General features: G+C 33.8%; 19 protein-coding genes. 6 read left to right on the top strand and 13 right to left on the bottom strand.

All coding sequences use genetic code 11. From position 1 onward, the window contains the following. The first annotated feature begins 76 nt into the window (after positions 1-76). The 5 genes from AABL87_RS11295 (at position 77) to AABL87_RS11275 (ending at position 4,486) form a co-directional block, all read left to right on the top strand. Positions 77-1,075, top strand: a complete 999-nt coding sequence (locus AABL87_RS11295; RefSeq protein ID WP_341277356.1) for an OmpA family protein — start codon at positions 77-79, stop codon at positions 1,073-1,075. A gap of 87 nt (positions 1,076-1,162) precedes the next feature. Next, the gene (locus tag AABL87_RS11290) at positions 1,163-2,053 is read left to right on the top strand and encodes a helix-turn-helix domain-containing protein (RefSeq protein ID WP_016649351.1); all 891 of its coding nucleotides are present in this window, start codon (positions 1,163-1,165) and stop codon (positions 2,051-2,053) included. A gap of 67 nt (positions 2,054-2,120) precedes the next feature. Beyond that, complete coding sequence (locus AABL87_RS11285) at positions 2,121-3,146, top strand: DUF6268 family outer membrane beta-barrel protein (protein ID WP_006263656.1); 1,026 nt, start codon at positions 2,121-2,123, stop codon at positions 3,144-3,146. Between the two features lie 31 nt (positions 3,147-3,177). Next, complete coding sequence (locus AABL87_RS11280) at positions 3,178-3,579, top strand: hypothetical protein (RefSeq protein WP_016649350.1); 402 nt, start codon at positions 3,178-3,180, stop codon at positions 3,577-3,579. Next, entirely contained in the window at positions 3,572-4,486 is a 915-nt protein-coding gene (locus tag AABL87_RS11275) for an NmrA family NAD(P)-binding protein (protein WP_016649349.1), read from the top strand. The genes AABL87_RS11280 and AABL87_RS11275 overlap by 8 nt, the downstream gene beginning before the upstream one ends. A 128-nt stretch (positions 4,487-4,614) precedes the next feature. Here AABL87_RS11275 and AABL87_RS11270 read toward each other — a convergent pair whose 3' ends face one another. The 5 genes from AABL87_RS11270 to AABL87_RS11250 form a co-directional block, all read right to left on the bottom strand. After that, entirely contained in the window at positions 4,615-5,379 is a 765-nt protein-coding gene (locus AABL87_RS11270) for a hypothetical protein (RefSeq protein ID WP_016649348.1), read from the bottom strand. Positions 5,380-5,507: 128 nt separating this feature from the next. After that, complete coding sequence (locus AABL87_RS11265; RefSeq protein ID WP_006260146.1) at positions 5,508-5,645, bottom strand: hypothetical protein; 138 nt, start codon at positions 5,643-5,645, stop codon at positions 5,508-5,510. An 88-nt stretch (positions 5,646-5,733) separates the two neighbouring features. Next, the gene (locus AABL87_RS11260) at positions 5,734-6,552 is read right to left on the bottom strand and encodes a GLPGLI family protein (protein WP_006260145.1); all 819 of its coding nucleotides are present in this window, start codon (positions 6,550-6,552) and stop codon (positions 5,734-5,736) included. Positions 6,553-6,769: 217 nt separating this feature from the next. Next, positions 6,770-7,558 carry a PhzF family phenazine biosynthesis protein gene (locus AABL87_RS11255; protein ID WP_006261303.1) on the bottom strand — a complete coding sequence of 263 codons (789 nt, stop codon included), beginning with the start codon at positions 7,556-7,558 and terminating at the stop codon, positions 6,770-6,772. Positions 7,559-7,576: 18 nt separating this feature from the next. Next, positions 7,577-8,107 carry an NAD(P)H-dependent oxidoreductase gene (locus tag AABL87_RS11250; RefSeq protein WP_016649347.1) on the bottom strand — a complete coding sequence of 177 codons (531 nt, stop codon included), beginning with the start codon at positions 8,105-8,107 and terminating at the stop codon, positions 7,577-7,579. Positions 8,108-8,209: 102 nt separating this feature from the next. Here AABL87_RS11250 and AABL87_RS11245 point away from each other — a divergent pair, with 102 nt between their 5' ends. Further along, on the top strand, positions 8,210-8,578 hold the full coding sequence (locus AABL87_RS11245) for a winged helix-turn-helix transcriptional regulator (protein ID WP_006260142.1): 369 nt from the start codon (positions 8,210-8,212) through the stop codon (positions 8,576-8,578). Between the two features lie 10 nt (positions 8,579-8,588). Here the strand turns inward: AABL87_RS11245 and AABL87_RS11240 are convergent, their stop codons facing one another. The 8 genes from AABL87_RS11240 to AABL87_RS11205 all read right to left on the bottom strand — a co-directional run bounded on the left by AABL87_RS11240 (position 8,589) and on the right by AABL87_RS11205 (position 18,394). Then, the gene (locus AABL87_RS11240) at positions 8,589-8,837 is read right to left on the bottom strand and encodes a hypothetical protein (protein ID WP_006263662.1); all 249 of its coding nucleotides are present in this window, start codon (positions 8,835-8,837) and stop codon (positions 8,589-8,591) included. Positions 8,838-9,008: 171 nt separating this feature from the next. After that, positions 9,009-10,031 (bottom strand): cytochrome-c peroxidase, encoded by a 1,023-nt coding sequence (locus tag AABL87_RS11235; RefSeq protein WP_006263663.1) that lies wholly within the window; start codon positions 10,029-10,031, stop codon positions 9,009-9,011. A gap of 79 nt (positions 10,032-10,110) precedes the next feature. Further along, a complete protein-coding gene (locus tag AABL87_RS11230) occupies positions 10,111-10,977 on the bottom strand; it encodes an MbnP family protein (protein ID WP_006260139.1) in 867 nt (288 codons plus the stop codon). 25 nt (positions 10,978-11,002) lie between these two features. After that, positions 11,003-12,991: a TonB-dependent receptor domain-containing protein gene (locus AABL87_RS11225; RefSeq protein ID WP_006263664.1), complete on the bottom strand. Its 1,989-nt coding sequence runs from the start codon at positions 12,989-12,991 to the stop codon at positions 11,003-11,005. 5 nt (positions 12,992-12,996) lie between these two features. Next, a complete protein-coding gene (locus AABL87_RS11220) occupies positions 12,997-13,893 on the bottom strand; it encodes a hypothetical protein (protein ID WP_341277355.1) in 897 nt (298 codons plus the stop codon). A 401-nt stretch (positions 13,894-14,294) separates the two neighbouring features. Continuing rightward, on the bottom strand, positions 14,295-14,657 hold the full coding sequence (locus tag AABL87_RS11215; RefSeq protein WP_225581577.1) for a hypothetical protein: 363 nt from the start codon (positions 14,655-14,657) through the stop codon (positions 14,295-14,297). Positions 14,658-15,032: 375 nt separating this feature from the next. Then, a complete protein-coding gene (locus AABL87_RS11210; RefSeq protein WP_341277354.1) occupies positions 15,033-16,313 on the bottom strand; it encodes an erythromycin esterase family protein in 1,281 nt (426 codons plus the stop codon). 14 nt (positions 16,314-16,327) lie between these two features. After that, a complete protein-coding gene (locus tag AABL87_RS11205) occupies positions 16,328-18,394 on the bottom strand; it encodes a S41 family peptidase (protein WP_341277353.1) in 2,067 nt (688 codons plus the stop codon). Positions 18,395-19,079: the final 685 nt, after the last annotated feature.

Below are 19,079 nucleotides of genomic sequence, written 5' to 3'. Positions count from 1 at the left end.
AATATCCTATCTATCATTTTTTTACCGATTTTTGAATTGTCAAAAAACAACAATAATCGAATCAAAAGCTCAGATCATGAAAAAAACCACACTTTTATTAGCAATGGCATTAATCGTTATGTCTTGTAACCAAAAGAACAAAGAAGAAAATAACCCCGAAATAACAACTGAACAAACCTCAACAAATGTTGAAGAAATAGACACACCTAAAGCTGGATTTAATATTGAAGATATAGCTTATAGCAAAGCAGATATAGGTACTTTCCCATTCTTTACCTTACCTAAAGGATTAAAAGAAATGAACAAACCATTTCAGAAAAACTTTGATGTATGTTACTTCCCTATTGATGGAGTAATGATTCCTATTGAAGGAAAACTGTATAAAACTAATGTAACTGCTGTAGCAGGGGAAGAGTTTTCTCAACGCTACTTTGAAAAAAGCTTAGAGGATTATTTAAATTCTATAGGAGCAGTAAAAGTTTTTGAAGGAGAAATCACAGGGGAAGAATATGAACGTTATAATAAACAAGATCCGAATAAAGGAGATGAAGGAGATATCGGATATACTGGAGAATTAATTAAACTTTATATTATCCGTACACATAATCAAGGAAACGTTTATATCCAATACACTGCTAATAATGCAGGTGGTAAGCTTAATATCTTACAAGAAGAAGCCCTACAGCAGACAATTACTAAAATTACAGCAGACGAAATAGTAAAAGACCTAACAGAGAAAGGTAAATCTATCTTATATATCAACTTTGATATCGATAAGTCTACACTTACTCAAGATGGAGAAAAAACAGTTGATGAAATAGCAGTTGCCTTAAAGAAAGATTCTTCTTTAAAGATTTCAATTGAAGGACATACAGACAATACAGGCGAAGCATCTCATAACAAAAAGCTATCTACCGATAGAGCTAATGCAGTGATGAATGCCCTAATAAAACAAGGCATCGCTAAAGAGAAACTATCCGCTAAAGGCTTGGGTGCAGAGAATCCATTAGTTGCTAATGACTCTGATAGCAATAAGGCTAAGAACAGAAGAGTCGAATTAATTCGAATAAAATAATCTACAAAAAGCTACTCACAAGATAGCTTTTTGTTTACAATATTAATCAGATATTTGCACTGAGGTATAATCAATACTATTTGTGTTATGACGAAGATAAAGAGAATAACTCCCTTAGACTTTAGAGGAGAGTTTATGTCAGAGATGTCCGCAGACTTTGCTGTCTTGCGCACGCCTATACAAATACACAATATAGCACAAACCTCAGGGTTTATCAAAGTACCTACACCACTGCACAGACCAGAGTTTAACTTTATCGTGCATATCACTAAAGGTACAGCAGTACAACAAGTAGATGCAAACCAAGTCGCTTTAAAAGAAAACGAGATCTTATTCGTCAGACAGGGCAATGTAACTGCTCTTAATGCCGTAAGCCCTGATGCTGCAGGATATATCATACTATTCGAAGATCAGATACTCAATCAAATCTTGTCTAAACAAGAGTTGATTAAACTCTTCTCGGTTAATATGGTGATTAACTTACCACAAGAAACCAGCACTTGGCTAAACTCATTATTTGAACTACTCAATGTAGAATTGTACCAAAGCACTCCTAACCTTGGTATTTGTTATTCTCTATTTCAAGCAGCCTTGCAAAAGGTATTCTCTTCTACTGCCGAATTAAATACAACTATGAATAGAAGTGCCGAAATTACCTTTCACTTTAAAGAATTGGTCTATAAGCACTATCAAGATCAAAAGTCAGTTCCTTTTTACGCTACAGCCCTATCTGTATCAGAAAACTACTTGCACAGATCTATTAAAGAAACCATAGGCGAAAGTCCGAAAGAATGGATTAATAAGGTAAGTATCTTACAAAGTCAACTACTGCTACAAGACCTAACTAAAAGCATTTCAGAGATTGCTTTTGAACTTAATTATGGAGATCCGAGCTACTTCGGCAGACTGTTTAAAAAGGTAACAGGAGTAACTCCATCCGAATACAGAACTTCTATCATGCAAGATTTGTCCGAGTAAAGCGTGGTTTAGTTTTAATGGTTGAGCTGTTTTCAAACCATCTTTGCATCAATAAATACAAAGAAAAATGAAAACAACAAATAGCGCTAATAGCTATAAACTAAGCAATAAACACTGTAATACTCTTCACAGTAAAAGTAAACCAAATACAAAGTGGCTGAACCTCTCTATGGTCACCCTAGCCACAGCCTTCTACACACACGATTCTTATAGTCAGATTATTCAGGATGTAGGTGGAGTATCTTTTACGGCTCATGCCAAAGCTACTTTTAAAGATATGCCCTCTTCTGGAGATAATCAAGATACGAAGTTTCAGTTAAACACGTACGATGCTTGGCTACCTCTACCTCCTGTTACGATAGGCAAAACGACTATATTCAGCAATTTGAACTATCGTCTGATGGATTTTAACTACGATAATAATAGTACAGACGATCCTAATCACATCCAAAAGATACAAGAGACGAAGTCGGTTATCATAGTCAGAAGACCTGTCACTACTAGATGGTCTATACTAGGGATTATTATGCCAACATTAGCCTCTGACACAAAGACTAAGATCTCTTTTGACGATTTTTATATGGATGGTATACTAGGGGTGTCTAGACGCTTTGGTCCCCATTCTAATCTAGAGATTGGTTTAGGGGTACACGTTATGTACTCTTATGGAGAGACTATCGTTACGCCAGGTATATCTATTGACTACCGCAGTACAGATGACAAATGGTTAGCTCAGTTCTATTGGCCAAGACTAAATGTATTGTACAGTATAACACCTAGAACACAAGTGGGGTTTGCAGGATCTATTGATTGGACGCGATTCAACCTAAAAAACTATACTCATAAGCAAGAGAACAAAGAGGTAGACTATGCACAATTCTCTACTGTACACTTTGGACTACAGGCGCATCAGCAAGTCTTCAAAGGGCTTACTCTGCAAGTACAAGCAGGTATGGGGCTAATCAATAGTTATGAGTTATATGACAGCAATCAAAAGTCTATAAACAAATACTCTGTCTCTAGTTTGCCTTATACCAAAATAAGTTTGAGCTATCGCATCAGTGGTCAACCTAATCAGACTAGACGCAAGTAAATAAACTAATCCTTCAAACAATTTAAGCACCATGATAACAACCAATATACAGCCATCAGCTTTTAACACAAAAAGTCTAATAGCAGCTGCGCTACCAGCTTACTTCTTCCCTACTGTGATGTCATTCATACCAGGATATATCACTAATAATCACGAATTAATGAATGCCAGCTATAGCACCATTGGGCTTCCGTCTCTTCTCGCTACTATCTTGAGTTTCTTTATTCTGTGGCAATTTGAGTGCAGACAAATCTTAGTACACAGTAAGGCATTAAGAGCCTTGCTTATTATCCCTTTTATGGTAGGTTTAGGGGCACTTAGTGCTTATGTACTACACTTACCTTCAGAGTACTTTAATATTATGTTATCTGCCTTTATAGGCGCTACAATTATCACTATTCGTCAAAAACTAACGATTTATACACATGAATAACATAAAACCAACCATAGTTATTTTTGGATGTACAGGTACTGTCGGAACAGAAGTAATGCGTCTGTTACAACATCAAAACTGCAATACAAGAGGAGTTTTAAGATCCCCAGAGCGCCCATACCCTATCCCTGCAAGTGCTTATCCATCTAATATCACTTACATCAGTGCTAACCTACTTGATAAAGAACAGTTGCGCAATGCCTGTTTAGGTGCTAATGCTGTATTTTTACTTACAGCAACTTCGCCACAGCAAGTAGAATATGAAATAAACATCATCGATGCTGCCAAATATTGTGGAGTAAAGAGAATCGTAAAACTATCTGCGCCTATTGTTCAGTCTAGTGCACACGTTGAGGTTAGCCAATGGCATCATCAGATAGACAATTACTTAATTGAGCAGATGGATGAGTATTGCTGTTTAAGACCTCATTCTTTTATGCAAAACTGGGAACGCAATACCTTCACCATTCAGCATTTTGGCAAGATATACGGAGCCTTAGGTACTTCCAAAAGAAACTATGTAGATTGCAGAGATGTGGCTACTGTAGCTGTACACTATCTATTGACACAAGAAGAAGTTAACGTACTTTCGATAACCTTGGCAGGACCACAAGCTATCAGCAATCAAGAAATGGCTACTAAGCTATCATTAGCTACCAATAGAACAATAGAATACATCGATATCACAGCAGAAGAGCTATTCAAACAATTGACCAAAAGGGCAAACCTACCTACTTGGCTCGCTAACCACATCGTAGAGTTAGACAACTTAGCGATACAAGTTCCCGAACCTAAAACAGACAGCATCACAGCCCTAATCGGTGAAAAACCTCGTACAATGGACGAATACCTTCAAGAGAACAGACACCTCTTTAAAAGAAAACCTCTCTATAAAATGTTGTTTTAATTGTCAAAAAAAACACCAACAGATATACTGCAGGTCGTTCTATCTGAATATCGTATTAAAATCATATTATATATTTGTATCATGTGGTATACACAGAACATAATATGCAATTACCTATTTCTAATACATTAAAATATTCCCTTAAACGTAGGAGGACTAAACTTAATTCGCTTTCCTTCCCATTCAGTTATATTACCAGAACTATCCATAAAGGCAAACTCTATTTCATAATCATTATCCCTTTTAAAACTAAAAGCCCCTGAACACATACCATGCCCTACACTAATAGTATCTTTATAAGCAACTAAATAATAAGTAGTTTCTTCTTTTGTCTTTACATTTTTCATTGTAGTCTTTACTAAGAACTCTGAATCATCTTTGGCAGGATTAGAAAATATCACATTAGAAGAAGGACCACATCCATACATAACGTTTTCTTTCTTTTCTATCTTAGGCTTAGAAGCAACCACAGGTTTATCAGTATCTACAGTAGGCAATACCTTATACTTTATGGCTTCATATTCACCCGACTCTGTATTACGTCTTTCTAATTTGTCATGTTGAGGTAGATTATCAATTACTAAGGTATATTCAAGGCCTGCCTCTAACTCGGTCTTAGGCTTTAAGATAGCTTGTGTCAAATTAAAACTGCCTACGTAAGTCTCTGTCACAATTAAAGGCACTATCTTATCCCCACTTTTAAGATATATGGGATATTCCTTATTAAGCGCTTTAATGATTGATTGACTGTCAGCATAGCCCTCTATCATAAAGATAGCGTTCTGATTAATGGTCGATCCATTAGGGAAAGCACTTAAGCCAAACGATCCACATTTTGCATAAACAGACATCATGCTAAACAAAGCGATAAGTAAGGTTAAAACTTGTTTCATATTATTACTCTTTATTAATACCTTATCTAAGATAATCTATTCTTATAAAAATTATAGCTAGTAAGCATAAAAAAGCCTATATCAATAGTAATCCCTTTGATATAGGCTTTATATTTTATGTCCAAAAACTACTTCTTATTAGCCATTTGGTTAACTATCTCTTTTAGAAGTGCTTTGCGTTTAACAGCTGCTTCCTGTTCTTTCTTCTTCTTTTTGTCTATTTTATCCTTGACAGCCTTTCTATTGGCAGGTGTATTTCTTCCCATTGTTATCTGTATTACTATATACTTTAGTGCAAAGTTATCATACTCCTATCAATCAGCATTACTTCCATCACTAATAAATATGATTTAATTAAAAATCTTTTTCTATAGGATTACTACTTAAGATCAGTTTCTGTTTCATCCCTGCTGGATATTGATCTATATTTTTTGCATTTCCAGGATTTAACTCTATCAGTAAATCTACAGCTGTTTTATTATAAAAAACCTTATCTGCTTTCTTAGCTTGTTTTTTAGACACCTCTTCATAATTAGCTAATCCATCTAAAGCATCCTTAGCTAATTTTATATTTTGGCTGTTGGTAAATTCAAAAGCGTACTCTCCTGCCGCATCCCATGCCTTAACTACAAACCCCGGTAGATTATTAAACTTATAAGGGCCATTTAAGGCAGGAATGTCTGTTGTAAATAAAGCATACCACACACGTCCACCGTAGCTTGTTGTAGCCTCTTGTACCTTATATCCCTCCCATTGAGTTACTTCAGGAGCAATTGTCCATTTGATACTATTTTTATCCTCTTTATAATAATACTTTTGTCTATTTTGTTCAAGATAAAACTTATTTTCATCAGCATTACTATATATAGACCAAGCAAAACCAGATTTAAACTGCCTTAGTTTATTCATTATATCCATTCTAGACAATGATTTATCTGTCTTCGAGATTGTCATAAACTCACTTCGCTGTAGGCTTCCATAATCAGTAAAACGAGAGTTACTTTGATTAATATCTAGAATAGCTACCCCTTCCGTTATCTGATCTGTTTTTTGAGGATCCTTTAAGATTTTTGTGCTATAAAAGAATCTACTGACAGCAATAGAATCATTAGACTCTTGTGCAAAAGTGTTACCTACCAATGCTAAGGTTAAAATAAGACAAAGTTTTTTCATGATAAATATTTAGTTTTTTTAAGTGTTTATTACTAGACTAGTAAACATATAAAAAAACTTCTAATTACCTCCTAAATATTTAATATTGATTTTATTGCCTTGATAACAATCTAGAACTAATCTCCATCTGTCATTAAGAAATAGACTGTTAATAATCAGTAAACTCCCCCTAAAATACAAAAGAGGATAAGCTTTACTTATCCTCTTTTGAGTTATATTATTCTATCCCAAACTGTCCCTTAGAATAAACTCTTGCTTTACCAGCTACGATTACCCTTTCGGCTTTATTCTCACAGTATAACTCACCACCTCTTTCTGATATTTGCTTTGCAAAAAGTATATGCTTGCCTAATCGTGATGACCAGAATGGAATAAGAGAACAATGTGCTGATCCAGTTACGGGATCCTCAAGAATAGTAGACTGAGGTGTGAAATATCTAGAAACAAAATCACTCTCTACCCCTGTTGATGTTACCACCACACCCCCTGGGTCTAGGTTGATTAAATCTAATACAGATTGATTCACTTTAATATTCTTTATCTCTTCCTCTGACTCATAGACTAAGATATAATCTCTAGATTTAAAAACTTCTTTAGGCTGTATATTAAGTGATTTAGCAATAACATCAGGTAATGATGAAGCCTCTGGCATTCTTGAAGGAAAATCCATATAGTACATTCCGTCCTTAACCTCTACGATTAGCTCACCACTTTTGGTGTCAAATACAATTCTGTCCTTTGGATAGTTTAATATACTAGATAGACAGTGTGCTGTAGCCAATGTAGCATGACCACATAAGTCCATTTCTATCTCAGGAGTAAACCATCTCAAATGAATACTATCTCCGTTATCAATAAAGAATGCTGTCTCTGCAACCGCATTCTCTCTTGTTATTTTAAATAATACCTCGTCAGGTAACCAACTTTTTAAGGGTACAACACAAGCTGGGTTTCCATGAAAAATATGTTCTGTAAAGGCATCTATTTGATATAATTCTAATGTCATTATCTACTTTTTAAAATATTATATTGTTTCTATAAATTGTACGTAAGGAATTACACTGTTTTTGATGGTTTCTACTGAGCTATCCTGCTCTATACCATAGTATGCATAGAATCCTTGATAGTCAGCCTTAATGTAATTAAAGGTTACTTCAAAAGGGGCTAACAGTTGTTCTAGAGTATATTTATACTTTCCATCTGCACTATATTCCTGCTCATCAATCCCAGCTGTTATAGCTAATCCTATTTTCTTATTACTCATCTTATAACCACTCTGACTACCATAAGCCCAACCATAAGTCAGTACTTCATCTAACCACGTTTTAAACAAAGGAGGACAATTAAACCAGTAAAAGGGAAATTGAAATACAATATGGTCATAGGATTCTATCAATTCCTGTTCTTTTTGAATATCAAGTATTCCGTCAGGATATTCACTGTGTAAATTATGAATACAGTATCGCTCAGGAGATTGTTCTAACTCCTTTAACCATAACTTATTTACAATAGATTCTCCAAAATTAGGATGGATTAAGATCACTAATGTACGCATCATTTCTTAGCATTAATCGTTATTACTACCGCAAAAATAGGGAGTTCAAACAGCTTTTTGTACCTTAGCGCCCAATTGTTAGATACTATCAAAAAAGTAAGTATGACCAAAATTAAGGAGACTTCTACTCACTTCGAAAACAAAAAAGCCCTTGAAAATGAATGTAATGAGGTATATGCCACAAGTATAATTGGAGGGCAATGGACGATGGCTATTTGTTGTTATTTACTTGAAGGGAAGATGCGTTTTGGAGAGATTAAAAAGGTATTACCAAATATTACAGAAAGAGTGCTTACTCTTCAACTACGCAAATTAGAAGAGAATAAGGTTATTATCCGCACTATTTATCCAGAAGTACCGCCACGAGTAGAATACGAACTTACACCTATAGGTCTAAAACTAGCTCCCATTATTAAAGCTCTAGGCAAATGGGGAGCTGAGCATAAAAACCTTGAAGAAGAAACTAAATAAACATAGCAAGTTATTTCTCTTGTCTAGATTCTATCTCTTTTCTAATATTTTTAGCAGTAGTGAATAAGTTTATCACAATTGGCAAAAGTGCAAAAGGAACAGCTATTAAAGCATTGAAGCCTTTTGTCAAAGCTCTATATCCCAAGAACACCAAGAGAACAAGAAGCATCCCTACCAATAAACCAGCTAATACTTTTGACTGTTTTTCTTTTTGTTTTAATTCTTCAGTAGTGTAATTTGTGTAATCTGCCTTATTCATCTTTTTTAGTATTTAATATCTTATCTAGCTAATAAGTAGTTCAATATAATAATTTGTTACACTCTTTTTAAAGTATTCAATTAAAATAACTATCTATAAAAGAATATCCTAACTACAAACAAACACTTTACATAACAACCAATAAAACACACCATATCAATAACTAACACATTACTTACCAATAAACTTAGAATCACTTAAAGTAGACATAAAAGCAATTAAAGCTTCTTTCTCTGCTTCACTAAGTGCGATACGATTGTTTGCCTCTTTGAAAATAGGGTCTAAGTTATCTGCATCTAATACTCCTCTATCAAAGTAATCCAACACCTCTTTTAAAGAGCTAAACTGCCCAAAGCTTCCATAAGGTGCAGTATATTCAATATTTCGAAGAGAAGGTACCCTAAAGCTCATATAGTCTTTTAAATCACCCGTTACCCTAGCTCTCCCTGCTTCATTACTATCGAGATTGATAGGAAAACCAATATTTCTAAAACTTTGATCTGTAAAAAGTGCTCCACTATGGCAGCTACTGCACTTCTGAGTAAACACCTTGTACCCATAAGCCTCTTGACTAGTAAATTTCTCTTGTCCTAACTGAACACGATCGTACTTACTATCAGCAGAGATCAGCGTATACTCATACTGAGCGATACTCTTATATATTCTCTCTGGAGTCATAGACTCATCTCCATAAGCTTTTTTAAACAGCTTTTTATACTCTATATCAGTTCCTATTTTATCTAGTACTTCTACGATAGAAGAGTTCATTTCTTCATGTGTAATAATAGGCACGATAGGTTGATTCTCTAATTGAAGTTTACTACCATCCCAATTGTAATATTTCATAAAGAGTAAGTTCTGAATAGGAGGCGCATTGCGAAGCCCTACCCTTCCTTCTATACCTATCGCTTGAGCGTGATGATCTGCATAAGCAGATTCTTGTATATGACAGCTAGAACAGGAGATTGTATTATCCTTGCTCAACCTTGGGTCTGTAAACAGCTTTTCTCCTAATTCAACTCCATATTTTGTAGGTTTATTTTTTAAAGCAGCGGAGTTCCACTCTGGAAAACTAGTAGGAATTCCTAACTCTATCTCTGGATTGTCAATCACAATATCTTCATACTCATCCTTATTACAAGAGATTAAGCACAGTAGAAGTAATAGTACACTTATTTTTGTTGTTGTTTTCATTTATAATAGCAATTATATAAAACCCTTTAGAAGACAAAGAGCTGTTATGTAGATAACAGCTCTTCTATACTTGTACTTCTTATTTTACACTGATAATAGAGAACATTCCAGTAACATCACTCGTTCCATTTCCTCCTAAATTATCTACAAACTTCACCATCTGTACTGCTGTATGAATATTAGGTGTAGCATTGTCATTTGGTCCTTTACCTGTACTTAATTTAATTGTATTCGATTTCCCTGTTAATAGTTTATCAAAGTCAGCTTTAATCTTAATCGTTGGCGCAGAACTTCCCACCACTGCATGCGTTGGTAAGTTTAAGACTACCTCTCTATACGCATCTACACCTTGTATTAGCTCACCATTATCTCCATCATCTAGAGTACTTCCTGTGTGTATAGACATCTGCTTTTTATCAGCATCATAGAATCCTTCTATTTTAGTAAAACGATATCCTGTTCCCCATTCCCACATCATTTCAGTATCATTAGCTCCAGCGTTAGCATAAAAAACAGGAAACTTAATTTGATCAAGGACATTTAAATCACTGCGTACCCCTAGACCAAATTTGATTTGTTTATACTCTCCTCTAGGGATATTAGTTAATAAGTAATTTAATGTCTCTGTCTTCGCTTGATTAACAACAGTCGCTCCTTTATCTAAGTCATTCACATGATAAGGAATCTCTTTTCCATCATTTTTAATTAGGCGAATATTACTAATCACATATTTTAATTCAGAAAATTGATGTTCTTGCCCCTCTGCAGATTTATTAACAGTAGCAGAAGAAGAACTAGCGTCACCTAGAACAATTACTTTATCCTTAAATGTATTTGTAAACTCTAAAGTCACATTATTAGCAACAGCATTACTATCATCATTAGAACAAGAAACAACAGCTAATGAAGCTGCAAATAGTAAAAAGCTCTTTGTTAAATTTTTCATTTGTCTTATTTATTAGGTTTTATTTTTAAAAGTTTATTTTTAGAGACGTGAATACATTACGTCCCATTCTAGGGATATTACCCCAATCTGCATAAGTACTATAGTACTCATTCAGTAAATTCTCTGCTCCTACTTGAAACACTGTTTTAAAGTTTTTGATATAAAAAGTGTAATCAACTGAAGCATTCCAAATCGTGTATGATGGAGTCAAACTCTCTCCGTATTCTGGACTAAAATCTCGTTGTTTCGCATCACCATTGATAGAAGTCTGTATACTAAAATCTCTGAATAGATAGTGTAAAGATGTTTGATAACTAAATGGTCTAATGAAAGGCAAGTTTCCCTTCTCGTTATCTTGACCTCTAGCATACGTCACACCACCTTTCCAATGCAAATCATCCATGATGTGATAGTCTGCATTAAGAGCGAAGTTAAATAGCGTAGCGTAGTCTAAAGAGGTATATCCTTTTACACCAACTGACTGATAATTCATCGGACTACCTAAGCTCAATATTCTTCCGATAACATAATTCTTGATATAGAAGTAATTCACCTTAGCTTGTAGTGAAAATTTATCTCCTTTATACCCAACACTTGCATTTAACTCATTAGAAATCTCATTTTTCAAATTAGGATTTCCGATGTAGTCATAGCGATCATAACTATTGTAGATATAATATCCATAAGCTTCCGACACAGAAGGTGCTCTATGCCCATATCCTACACCAACAGAGAAATTAAATCGATTAATATCCATTTCATAGCTAGTGTGTAGACTTGGTAAGAACCTTGTCTTCTCTTGTGGGCTACCTGGATGAAAAATCCAGTTAAACTCTATATACTTTGAGTAATTATAGTTTATTCCTGCTGATCCTCCGAAATTCAGTCTATGATCATCTGAGAACTCTATCGTATTGTTCAATGATACCCCTGCATAAGTCGTCGTTACCCATGGCCAACTATATGCAAACATTGTTTGTTTAGAGCGATCCTGTGGGTACATACGCATTTCTGCAATAGAGAGATTATTATAAGCGTTCAATTGTAATTCAGAAGAATACTTTCCACTTTTAAAGTTTGCTTTAGACAGTAACCCGTAAGTAGTACTCCACCCTGGCATATCCATGTGTACCAAATTCTCTGGACGTGTAGTATCATCCATATAATGCTCTATCGCATTAAAATAAGCCTTGGTATCCCAAACACGTATAAATTTGTCCTCAAATAACTGTTTATAGGATACAGAAGTAATCAATGCACGAGAAAGCCATAAGTCCATTGGTAAAGCAGGGAAACCAACATCTTTAGCAACGTCAAAAATAACATCTGCTCGCAATGAAGATAATCCACCTGTCTTATATGCCAACCCTAAAGCTGTATTAAATTTTTTGTACTGTGAGTGCTTTACTTCATCGTTATTTCCATCTTTATAATTACTCGCCTCTCGATAAGCAATACTAGCATCACCAGCTAGTTTTTCACTCGAAAACGAAATATTACCAAGATTAAAGAATTGTTTATTATTAAACTCGAACCCACTTTGATAGGCTCCAGTCCATACCTGCCCTATCCCAAAGGCTGTAGTTTTTCGTTTAAGATCAATACTCCCAGCCACAGTAGCTCCGTGCATTCCTCCTTCTTGACCAGATTTAATATCTATAGTAGATAGATTATTACTCTCTACATAAGAAGTAACAGGGTCCATCTTATCTGTACATGCACCAAAAATATGCATCCCATCAATAGTCAAGGTAGAGCGTTCTGTACTCATATTATTCAGCATAGGCTCCCATGCGTAAGCCCCTCTTTTGATAAAACTTATTTGTTCAGAAGAAGCCAAAAACTCATCGACAGACACAGCCATTTTCATCTCTGTCTCTATTCTCTTCTTCGCTTGAACTAGCATAGAGATTTCGTCTAATACAGTTGGTATACTATCTTGTAGGCCTTTATTATCTTGTGCTACACTCACTGTTGTAACCCCTAAGACTAATATGGTAATAAAAGGTTTCATAATAATTAAAATAAGGTATCTATATGTAGTTCACTTTTCTTGCCTTCTACACCTGGTGTAAAGTCGCTAGGTACATTCGTTCCCTTTAGAATACGACCATGTTGGTTTAGCATAATAAAGTTCAATGTCCAGTTACCTGTCATTGTATAGTTCACTACACCATAATAGAACTTATCCTCACGTTGTACTAGATCTTTATTATTAGGAGAAGAGTGATTTCCCATCGAAGGCTCAGGCATTCTAGGATCTAGTAATAAGGTATAATTATCAACTACCGTATAAGCATCTTTTAAACTACTGTTTTCAGCATTAAGTTTATATATCCCAGCTACAAGTTCATTTTCTGCTACCTTTGGTTTTATAGGTGCTACTAATGCTATAATATAATCCTCATTGTCAATCCCTCTAAAAGAAGTCATATTCAGATTCTTATTGTTTTGCTTTTCAACGAAAACAAGCTGACTCGCTGTTACACTTTGATTCTTATCCTTAAATGTGATTTCCACTTTCCAGTCTCCTTGAGTATTCTCTTGCGTAAAAACAGAAAAACCTTTATAGACTTTCTCTCCTTTATCATACACCATATCATATTGATTAGGGCATGACTCTATCTTCCCTTCTGCAGTAGTATAGATAGGTAAGAATGTTACTTTTGCATTCTCTACGACTTGCTTTGTAGTTACATCAGTGATTTTTAATCTTACTTCATTATACCCTTTGTACAGATGTCCATTAAGGGCTTCTAAGCTTATTGTATAGTTGTCTTTTTGGATTGAGACCACTTCCTTAAATTCATTATGCTCAGGATTAGTAATATTACTTTCTGATTCATAATCTGTTTTATCAATAGTACAAGCTGTAGTAAACAGAAACAGTACTACTATCCACGTTAAGATTCTCATTGTTACATAAAAGTGTGTACATGACTAGGCGAATCTGTATGATTCTTTTTTATAGATCAAATCATACACCTGATCTTTTAACCCAAAATCAGTGTACAGCATTAAGGACATCATCAAGTATATTGACAATATCATCGGTTAAACTATTTTACTTATTTTACCCCAAAAGCATACAGTAGATGCTTATCATCAAAGAGATACAGAAACTCTCCTATAAAATCACTTAGCACCATGCAGTACATACTACAAAAGATACAACTGATTATATTGGTACCTACAAATCAATGTACTGTACCAATGTCTGATCCACTATACATGAAATGGGATATAATTACTTACTATCTAGACCAGCCATCACGTTAGGTACAGAAACAAATAATCTACTAAAAGTTAATAGTTTATTAGACAGGAGGTCTAAAAAGGAAATCGTTGAAAGTATAAGTATATACACTATCAAGGCTAAAGAACGCCTTAAACGTATAATTCTTAAATAAATGAATAGATGTGTTATTTACAATATCTTGAAAATAAACCAGCTGTATTTCTGCCGAAGCAAAATTGCTTTTACTTTTATCTTTACCTGTATCAGAAGCATTAGCCATCTCTTTAGATAGATGACACATTCCATTACATTCTAACTCTGGCTTATCTCTGTTCACACAAAGTTCATCCTTGATATAATCATATAGCACCACATATTCAACAACCGGAAGTACTGGTTTGAATAACATGAATAGGGATAATATGACGATTGCAAATTTCACGAGTACAAAATTCAGACTATTTTTTCAATCTACAAAATCTAGGATTGTTTATGTAAATCAATAGCCTAAAAATGTAAATAGACATCCCCTATTTTCGGAGGAATAAGGTATAATTCCAAAATCCCATTAACCAAATACTGCTAAGCAATTCTACTTCATAACTCCTCTATCAGTTGTAAAACTATACTATTGTATGTTTGTATCACACATTTAGATCTATTTTGTACAATTACTTACCGTTTATATGTCTATTGCATATTTTGGGATAATCATAAAAAAAACAAGCCTTAAGAGTTACTTAAGGCTTGCCTAAATTAACAACAAATGATCAATACTAAAAGTACATACTTTTGTGTTATTAAAACTATTTTCATTCTATAAAGGGATAGAATTACTTTCGTTAAATTCAGTCCACACTCTTTTCCTTTCTTTAAATTCTGGTAAATACTCTTGTCTCATATAGAAAAAACCATCCACTACAGTAGATATATCGGTCTTATATGGGGTTAAACCTATTAATAATGACTTATTAATCTTATGGTTATTAACTATCTCTTTACTCAAATCAGTTCTAGTAGACATAAAGGCGTACTCCTCCTTTATTGATTCTTTAATATATCTTTCTATGCTGCCTTTAGTGGCAACAGCTCTTTTCTTTCCTATACCTAAATACCCTTTAAGACCAGTAACGCCGCTACCTGGTACAAAAGCAATATGGTAGTACTTCTCTTTATACTTCTCTTTTAAAAAATATCCCATAAACTGCTTGTCCCTCTTTTTAGTGTCTTTAGTAGAGTTTTTATCTGCCAATAAGTGGACTGTTGCAGCCCATAAAATCATTTTTTTATTAGGATATTCATTGTTAACTAAGTAGTCAACATTTTTAGCCATCATGTAATCCCTGTCATATAGCTTATAATTCATACGGTATCTAGACTCTAGATTAACTAAAATCTGTTCCCAGTATTTAAAGTATTTATCTTTAACCTCTAATTTATCTAATGATTTTTTTATTTCTTCAAATTTACTGTAAAGCACTAAAGTATCAGAAACTGGTAGTGTCTTAATTGAATATGATTTTCTTACTGCATGATTTAAAGAAGAAATAAAAATGCTATCTGTTGTAATTTCAGAGATAGTTGCTTCATTTAGCTTTGTTATAAACTTTGTGAAATTTTCTTCAATTTGACTGTCCAAATGGAAGAAGCTATTATCAAAACCTGCATAAATTAATGGTCTATCTGTTTTTTGTGTTTCAACGATATAATTAAATAGCTCAAGCATATCGTCCGAAAGCCATACTCCACTTATTGCTCCACTTCTTAGAAAATCATCGCCTGTTACTTTTCCTTGGCTAATACTATCATTATAATACTCCTTCGCATCATATAATGGTGACTCTATCGCCAATACGTCAAAACCACATTCTTCATGAAGATATTTCACCATCTTTACTTTAGCTCTATAAGTTTCTCCCATAAAATGAGAAGACTCTCCTAGTCCAACAATACTGACATCTTTTAAATCTGACTTCAACGTAGTTAAAGATTCAAAATTAGAATTGATAAAATCTTCTTTACTTAATTCTTGTACTTGTCCAAAGGATACAGAAAGACCAAAACAGACAAATAATGTAGCTATAAATTCTCTAATCATAAATATTCTTTTTTTTAAAGCAAATTCTCAATTCCTTTTTCTAGTATTAAATCTCTCTTTTCTTTTAGAGCTTGTACAGTAGGGATAACTTCTTCATCTATTCTCACTCCTACTTTCTGAGTCTCAGAGCTATCAGGATAATATATCCCGATACCTGAGAAAATAACTTGTATATTCCCTGGTAGTATTAGAATACTGATATTACCATCTGCACCAGCTGTCTGTGTACCTATTACTTTTACATTAGGTGATGTCTGTAATCCCATCACATTAAATTCTGATGCACTCATTGTACTTTCATCTACTAGAATAGACACTTTCCCTGGATAGTAATGATTAGGATCACCATACGTCTTACTTTCATCGTCATTTAATTTACCTAATTCATTCTTGCTTGGCATTTTATATTTAACAAAAGGTACTCCTGATTGGGTAAAATATTTCATTAACTCTCCTAAACTAATAATCGGATAAGAACGAAAATCTAAGATAATCCCCTTTTTAGATTTAAAACGCGACATAATATCAGTCAACTCTCCACTCTTCAAAGCTCCAATATTGAGATAACCTAGATTATTATCTAAGTCCTGATGCGAAATTAAAGGATCAGTAAAAAAAGCAAAGTCATGTAAATCAACAGTAGGTAATGATTCTTTAAAATCGCCTTGTTCACTACGCAATCCTAATTCTAACTCTGCTTTATTCGTTCTCAACATAAAACTTGCTAAATTATATAGCTTAGCGTTATTATTAGAATAAGGATAGAACCCTTCTCTTTCCTGCATTATTTCTTTAACACTTCTTCCTCCGATTGTTTTTATTTCATCACCAATGCGAACTTTGAACTCATCTTCTCTTCCCTTGATTAGTTCTGTGACCACTAATCTGTCTTCTATAAACCTAACTTTAAGAGGTATAATCTTTAGACCTAAATACTCCCCCATCAGCCTATCTCCTTTTGCATTAAAGAAAGAATGTCCATCCCCTAGTTCTTTAGTCAATTTCATCAGGTCCATCTTATATTCTAACTCATCTCTACTAGACAATAACTTGAAAATATATTCTTCTAATACTGTATCCCAATCTTTAGAAATCAAATTTTTATAAGGATAAAAGTATTCTATCACATTCCAATAACGAAATAGCGCTAATAAACGATAACCGTGATCATCAAAACTAATATCTTTATAACTCTTCTCATTCTCAAAAATTGCATTACCTACATTTGGAAAAAAATCCACATAATAGTGGTTGCTAGGAATTGTCAAGGACTCTTCTCCAAAACGATTTTTCCATAGTACTAATTGTTCTTGGAAGTCATTTCTTTTTACTATTGGTAATATCCTAAAGAGTTCATAATCCCAATTGTAATTACCCTTTGCGATATCTGGATGAGTATACTTAAGTCTCCCCCACACCTTACATAATTCTGCTAACCTCTTTACACTCGTCTCATTCACTTTATCCACTGTAAACTTAGAACCTGTATCAAACTCATTATCTAGTTCTGCTTTAGGAGGTAACTTTTTAACATTTTCTAGCTCTTTTAGATTCTTACCATCTAGTGTCACCTCAAAGTCTTTAAACCATACCTCTCCTTTTCCTTGTAATCCTCCAACAATAAAAATCGTATCTGTAGCTGTATCGAGAGGAAGCTTTACACTATACCTTTTCCAATTTGTCGTTCCTACTATCTCATTATGTTCTAGCATAGCATATTTTATAGAACTTCCTCTCTTTAAAAGATTAATCATAATCTTAGCATCTCCCTTTTCAATATCTTTACTTCTAATAAACGCTGATAGTACAAGAGTATCTCCCTGATACCCATTCGGTATTTTGCTTAACACACTACAATAGGAATGATTATCACCAGAAGATTTTATATACAGAGACCTCTCTTTTTTATTTAAGCTATCTACTACTATACTATACTCAGTAGCTCCTTTTTCTATATACCAGTTACTCTCTAAAGATTCCTTCTCATACAAGTTTTGAAAGCGTACTGTCTGCTCTACTTGAGAAAAACACGTTATAGGAGTTATAAGTAATAATACTTTTAAAAAAGTTTTCTTTATCATCTAATTTGAGATTTAAAGTTTATCCATAGTGATAATGATTTGTATATTATCAACTACCTTGCTTGTTTATATCTAATACTAAATCTAGTACTAAATAACTTTTATTCTCTAATAAGAATGCTAAGTTTAATAAATATGAGTGTTTTCATTCCATATATGTTAAGAGCATATTAAAATATATAATAAATTAACCCCTACACAATTTTTAAATCTCGCCCCAAGAGAACTAATTCTTCAAAATCAGATATCATCTTCCCGATTCTTTTTAGGTATAATACTGTCACTTAAAGGAGATATCCAAAATATAAATGAGATGAATACCATCTCTATTCTGATTAAAATAGAATAAAATTAGATATATTTGAAGTATAATATACTCTTGTGATAATTTAGTCTATTATAGCTATAAGAGGTTAATAATCTATTTTCCTTGCACTTTCTAGGAGTTTGCTTGCAGTTTCCTTGGGGTTTCCTTGCCTAGAAGGCTGTTTTGTCGAAGAAACCTGCAAGAATACCCCTAGCAATCCTCAAGCAAAGCAACAGAAAACCGAAAAAAAGTTCTCATCAATAGTCTAAAAAAAGATAGCTACCTAATAGTGAAAATTAAGAGATAATATATAAAACCACATTACACTAAACAGACACCCCTCCATTGATTTCTATCAATGGAGGGGTGTCTCTAATA

The organism is Myroides sp. C4067, from assembly GCF_038039665.1.
GTDB classification, from domain to species: domain Bacteria; phylum Bacteroidota; class Bacteroidia; order Flavobacteriales; family Flavobacteriaceae; genus Flavobacterium; species Flavobacterium odoratimimum.
The sequence above is the reverse complement of the archived record's forward strand: the minus strand, read 5'-3'. Positions and strand labels throughout refer to the sequence as shown.

Excerpts from the sequence above, each read along its gene's own strand:
- AABL87_RS11295 (WP_341277356.1), top strand. The coding sequence starts at position 77 with ATGAAAAAAACCACACTTTTATTAGCAATGGCATTAATCGTTATGTCT.
- AABL87_RS11290 (WP_016649351.1), top strand. The coding sequence starts at position 1,163 with ATGACGAAGATAAAGAGAATAACTCCCTTAGACTTTAGAGGAGAGTTT.
- AABL87_RS11285 (WP_006263656.1), top strand. The coding sequence starts at position 2,121 with ATGAAAACAACAAATAGCGCTAATAGCTATAAACTAAGCAATAAACAC.
- AABL87_RS11280 (WP_016649350.1), top strand. The coding sequence starts at position 3,178 with ATGATAACAACCAATATACAGCCATCAGCTTTTAACACAAAAAGTCTA.
- AABL87_RS11275 (WP_016649349.1), top strand. The coding sequence starts at position 3,572 with ATGAATAACATAAAACCAACCATAGTTATTTTTGGATGTACAGGTACT.
- AABL87_RS11270 (WP_016649348.1), bottom strand. The coding sequence starts at position 5,379 with ATGAAACAAGTTTTAACCTTACTTATCGCTTTGTTTAGCATGATGTCT.
- AABL87_RS11265 (WP_006260146.1), bottom strand. The coding sequence starts at position 5,645 with ATGGGAAGAAATACACCTGCCAATAGAAAGGCTGTCAAGGATAAAATA.
- AABL87_RS11260 (WP_006260145.1), bottom strand. The coding sequence starts at position 6,552 with ATGAAAAAACTTTGTCTTATTTTAACCTTAGCATTGGTAGGTAACACT.
- AABL87_RS11255 (WP_006261303.1), bottom strand. The coding sequence starts at position 7,558 with ATGACATTAGAATTATATCAAATAGATGCCTTTACAGAACATATTTTT.
- AABL87_RS11250 (WP_016649347.1), bottom strand. The coding sequence starts at position 8,107 with ATGCGTACATTAGTGATCTTAATCCATCCTAATTTTGGAGAATCTATT.
- AABL87_RS11245 (WP_006260142.1), top strand. The coding sequence starts at position 8,210 with ATGACCAAAATTAAGGAGACTTCTACTCACTTCGAAAACAAAAAAGCC.
- AABL87_RS11240 (WP_006263662.1), bottom strand. The coding sequence starts at position 8,837 with ATGAATAAGGCAGATTACACAAATTACACTACTGAAGAATTAAAACAA.
- AABL87_RS11235 (WP_006263663.1), bottom strand. The coding sequence starts at position 10,031 with ATGAAAACAACAACAAAAATAAGTGTACTATTACTTCTACTGTGCTTA.
- AABL87_RS11230 (WP_006260139.1), bottom strand. The coding sequence starts at position 10,977 with ATGAAAAATTTAACAAAGAGCTTTTTACTATTTGCAGCTTCATTAGCT.
- AABL87_RS11225 (WP_006263664.1), bottom strand. The coding sequence starts at position 12,991 with ATGAAACCTTTTATTACCATATTAGTCTTAGGGGTTACAACAGTGAGT.
- AABL87_RS11220 (WP_341277355.1), bottom strand. The coding sequence starts at position 13,893 with ATGAGAATCTTAACGTGGATAGTAGTACTGTTTCTGTTTACTACAGCT.
- AABL87_RS11210 (WP_341277354.1), bottom strand. The coding sequence starts at position 16,313 with ATGATTAGAGAATTTATAGCTACATTATTTGTCTGTTTTGGTCTTTCT.
- AABL87_RS11205 (WP_341277353.1), bottom strand. The coding sequence starts at position 18,394 with ATGATAAAGAAAACTTTTTTAAAAGTATTATTACTTATAACTCCTATA.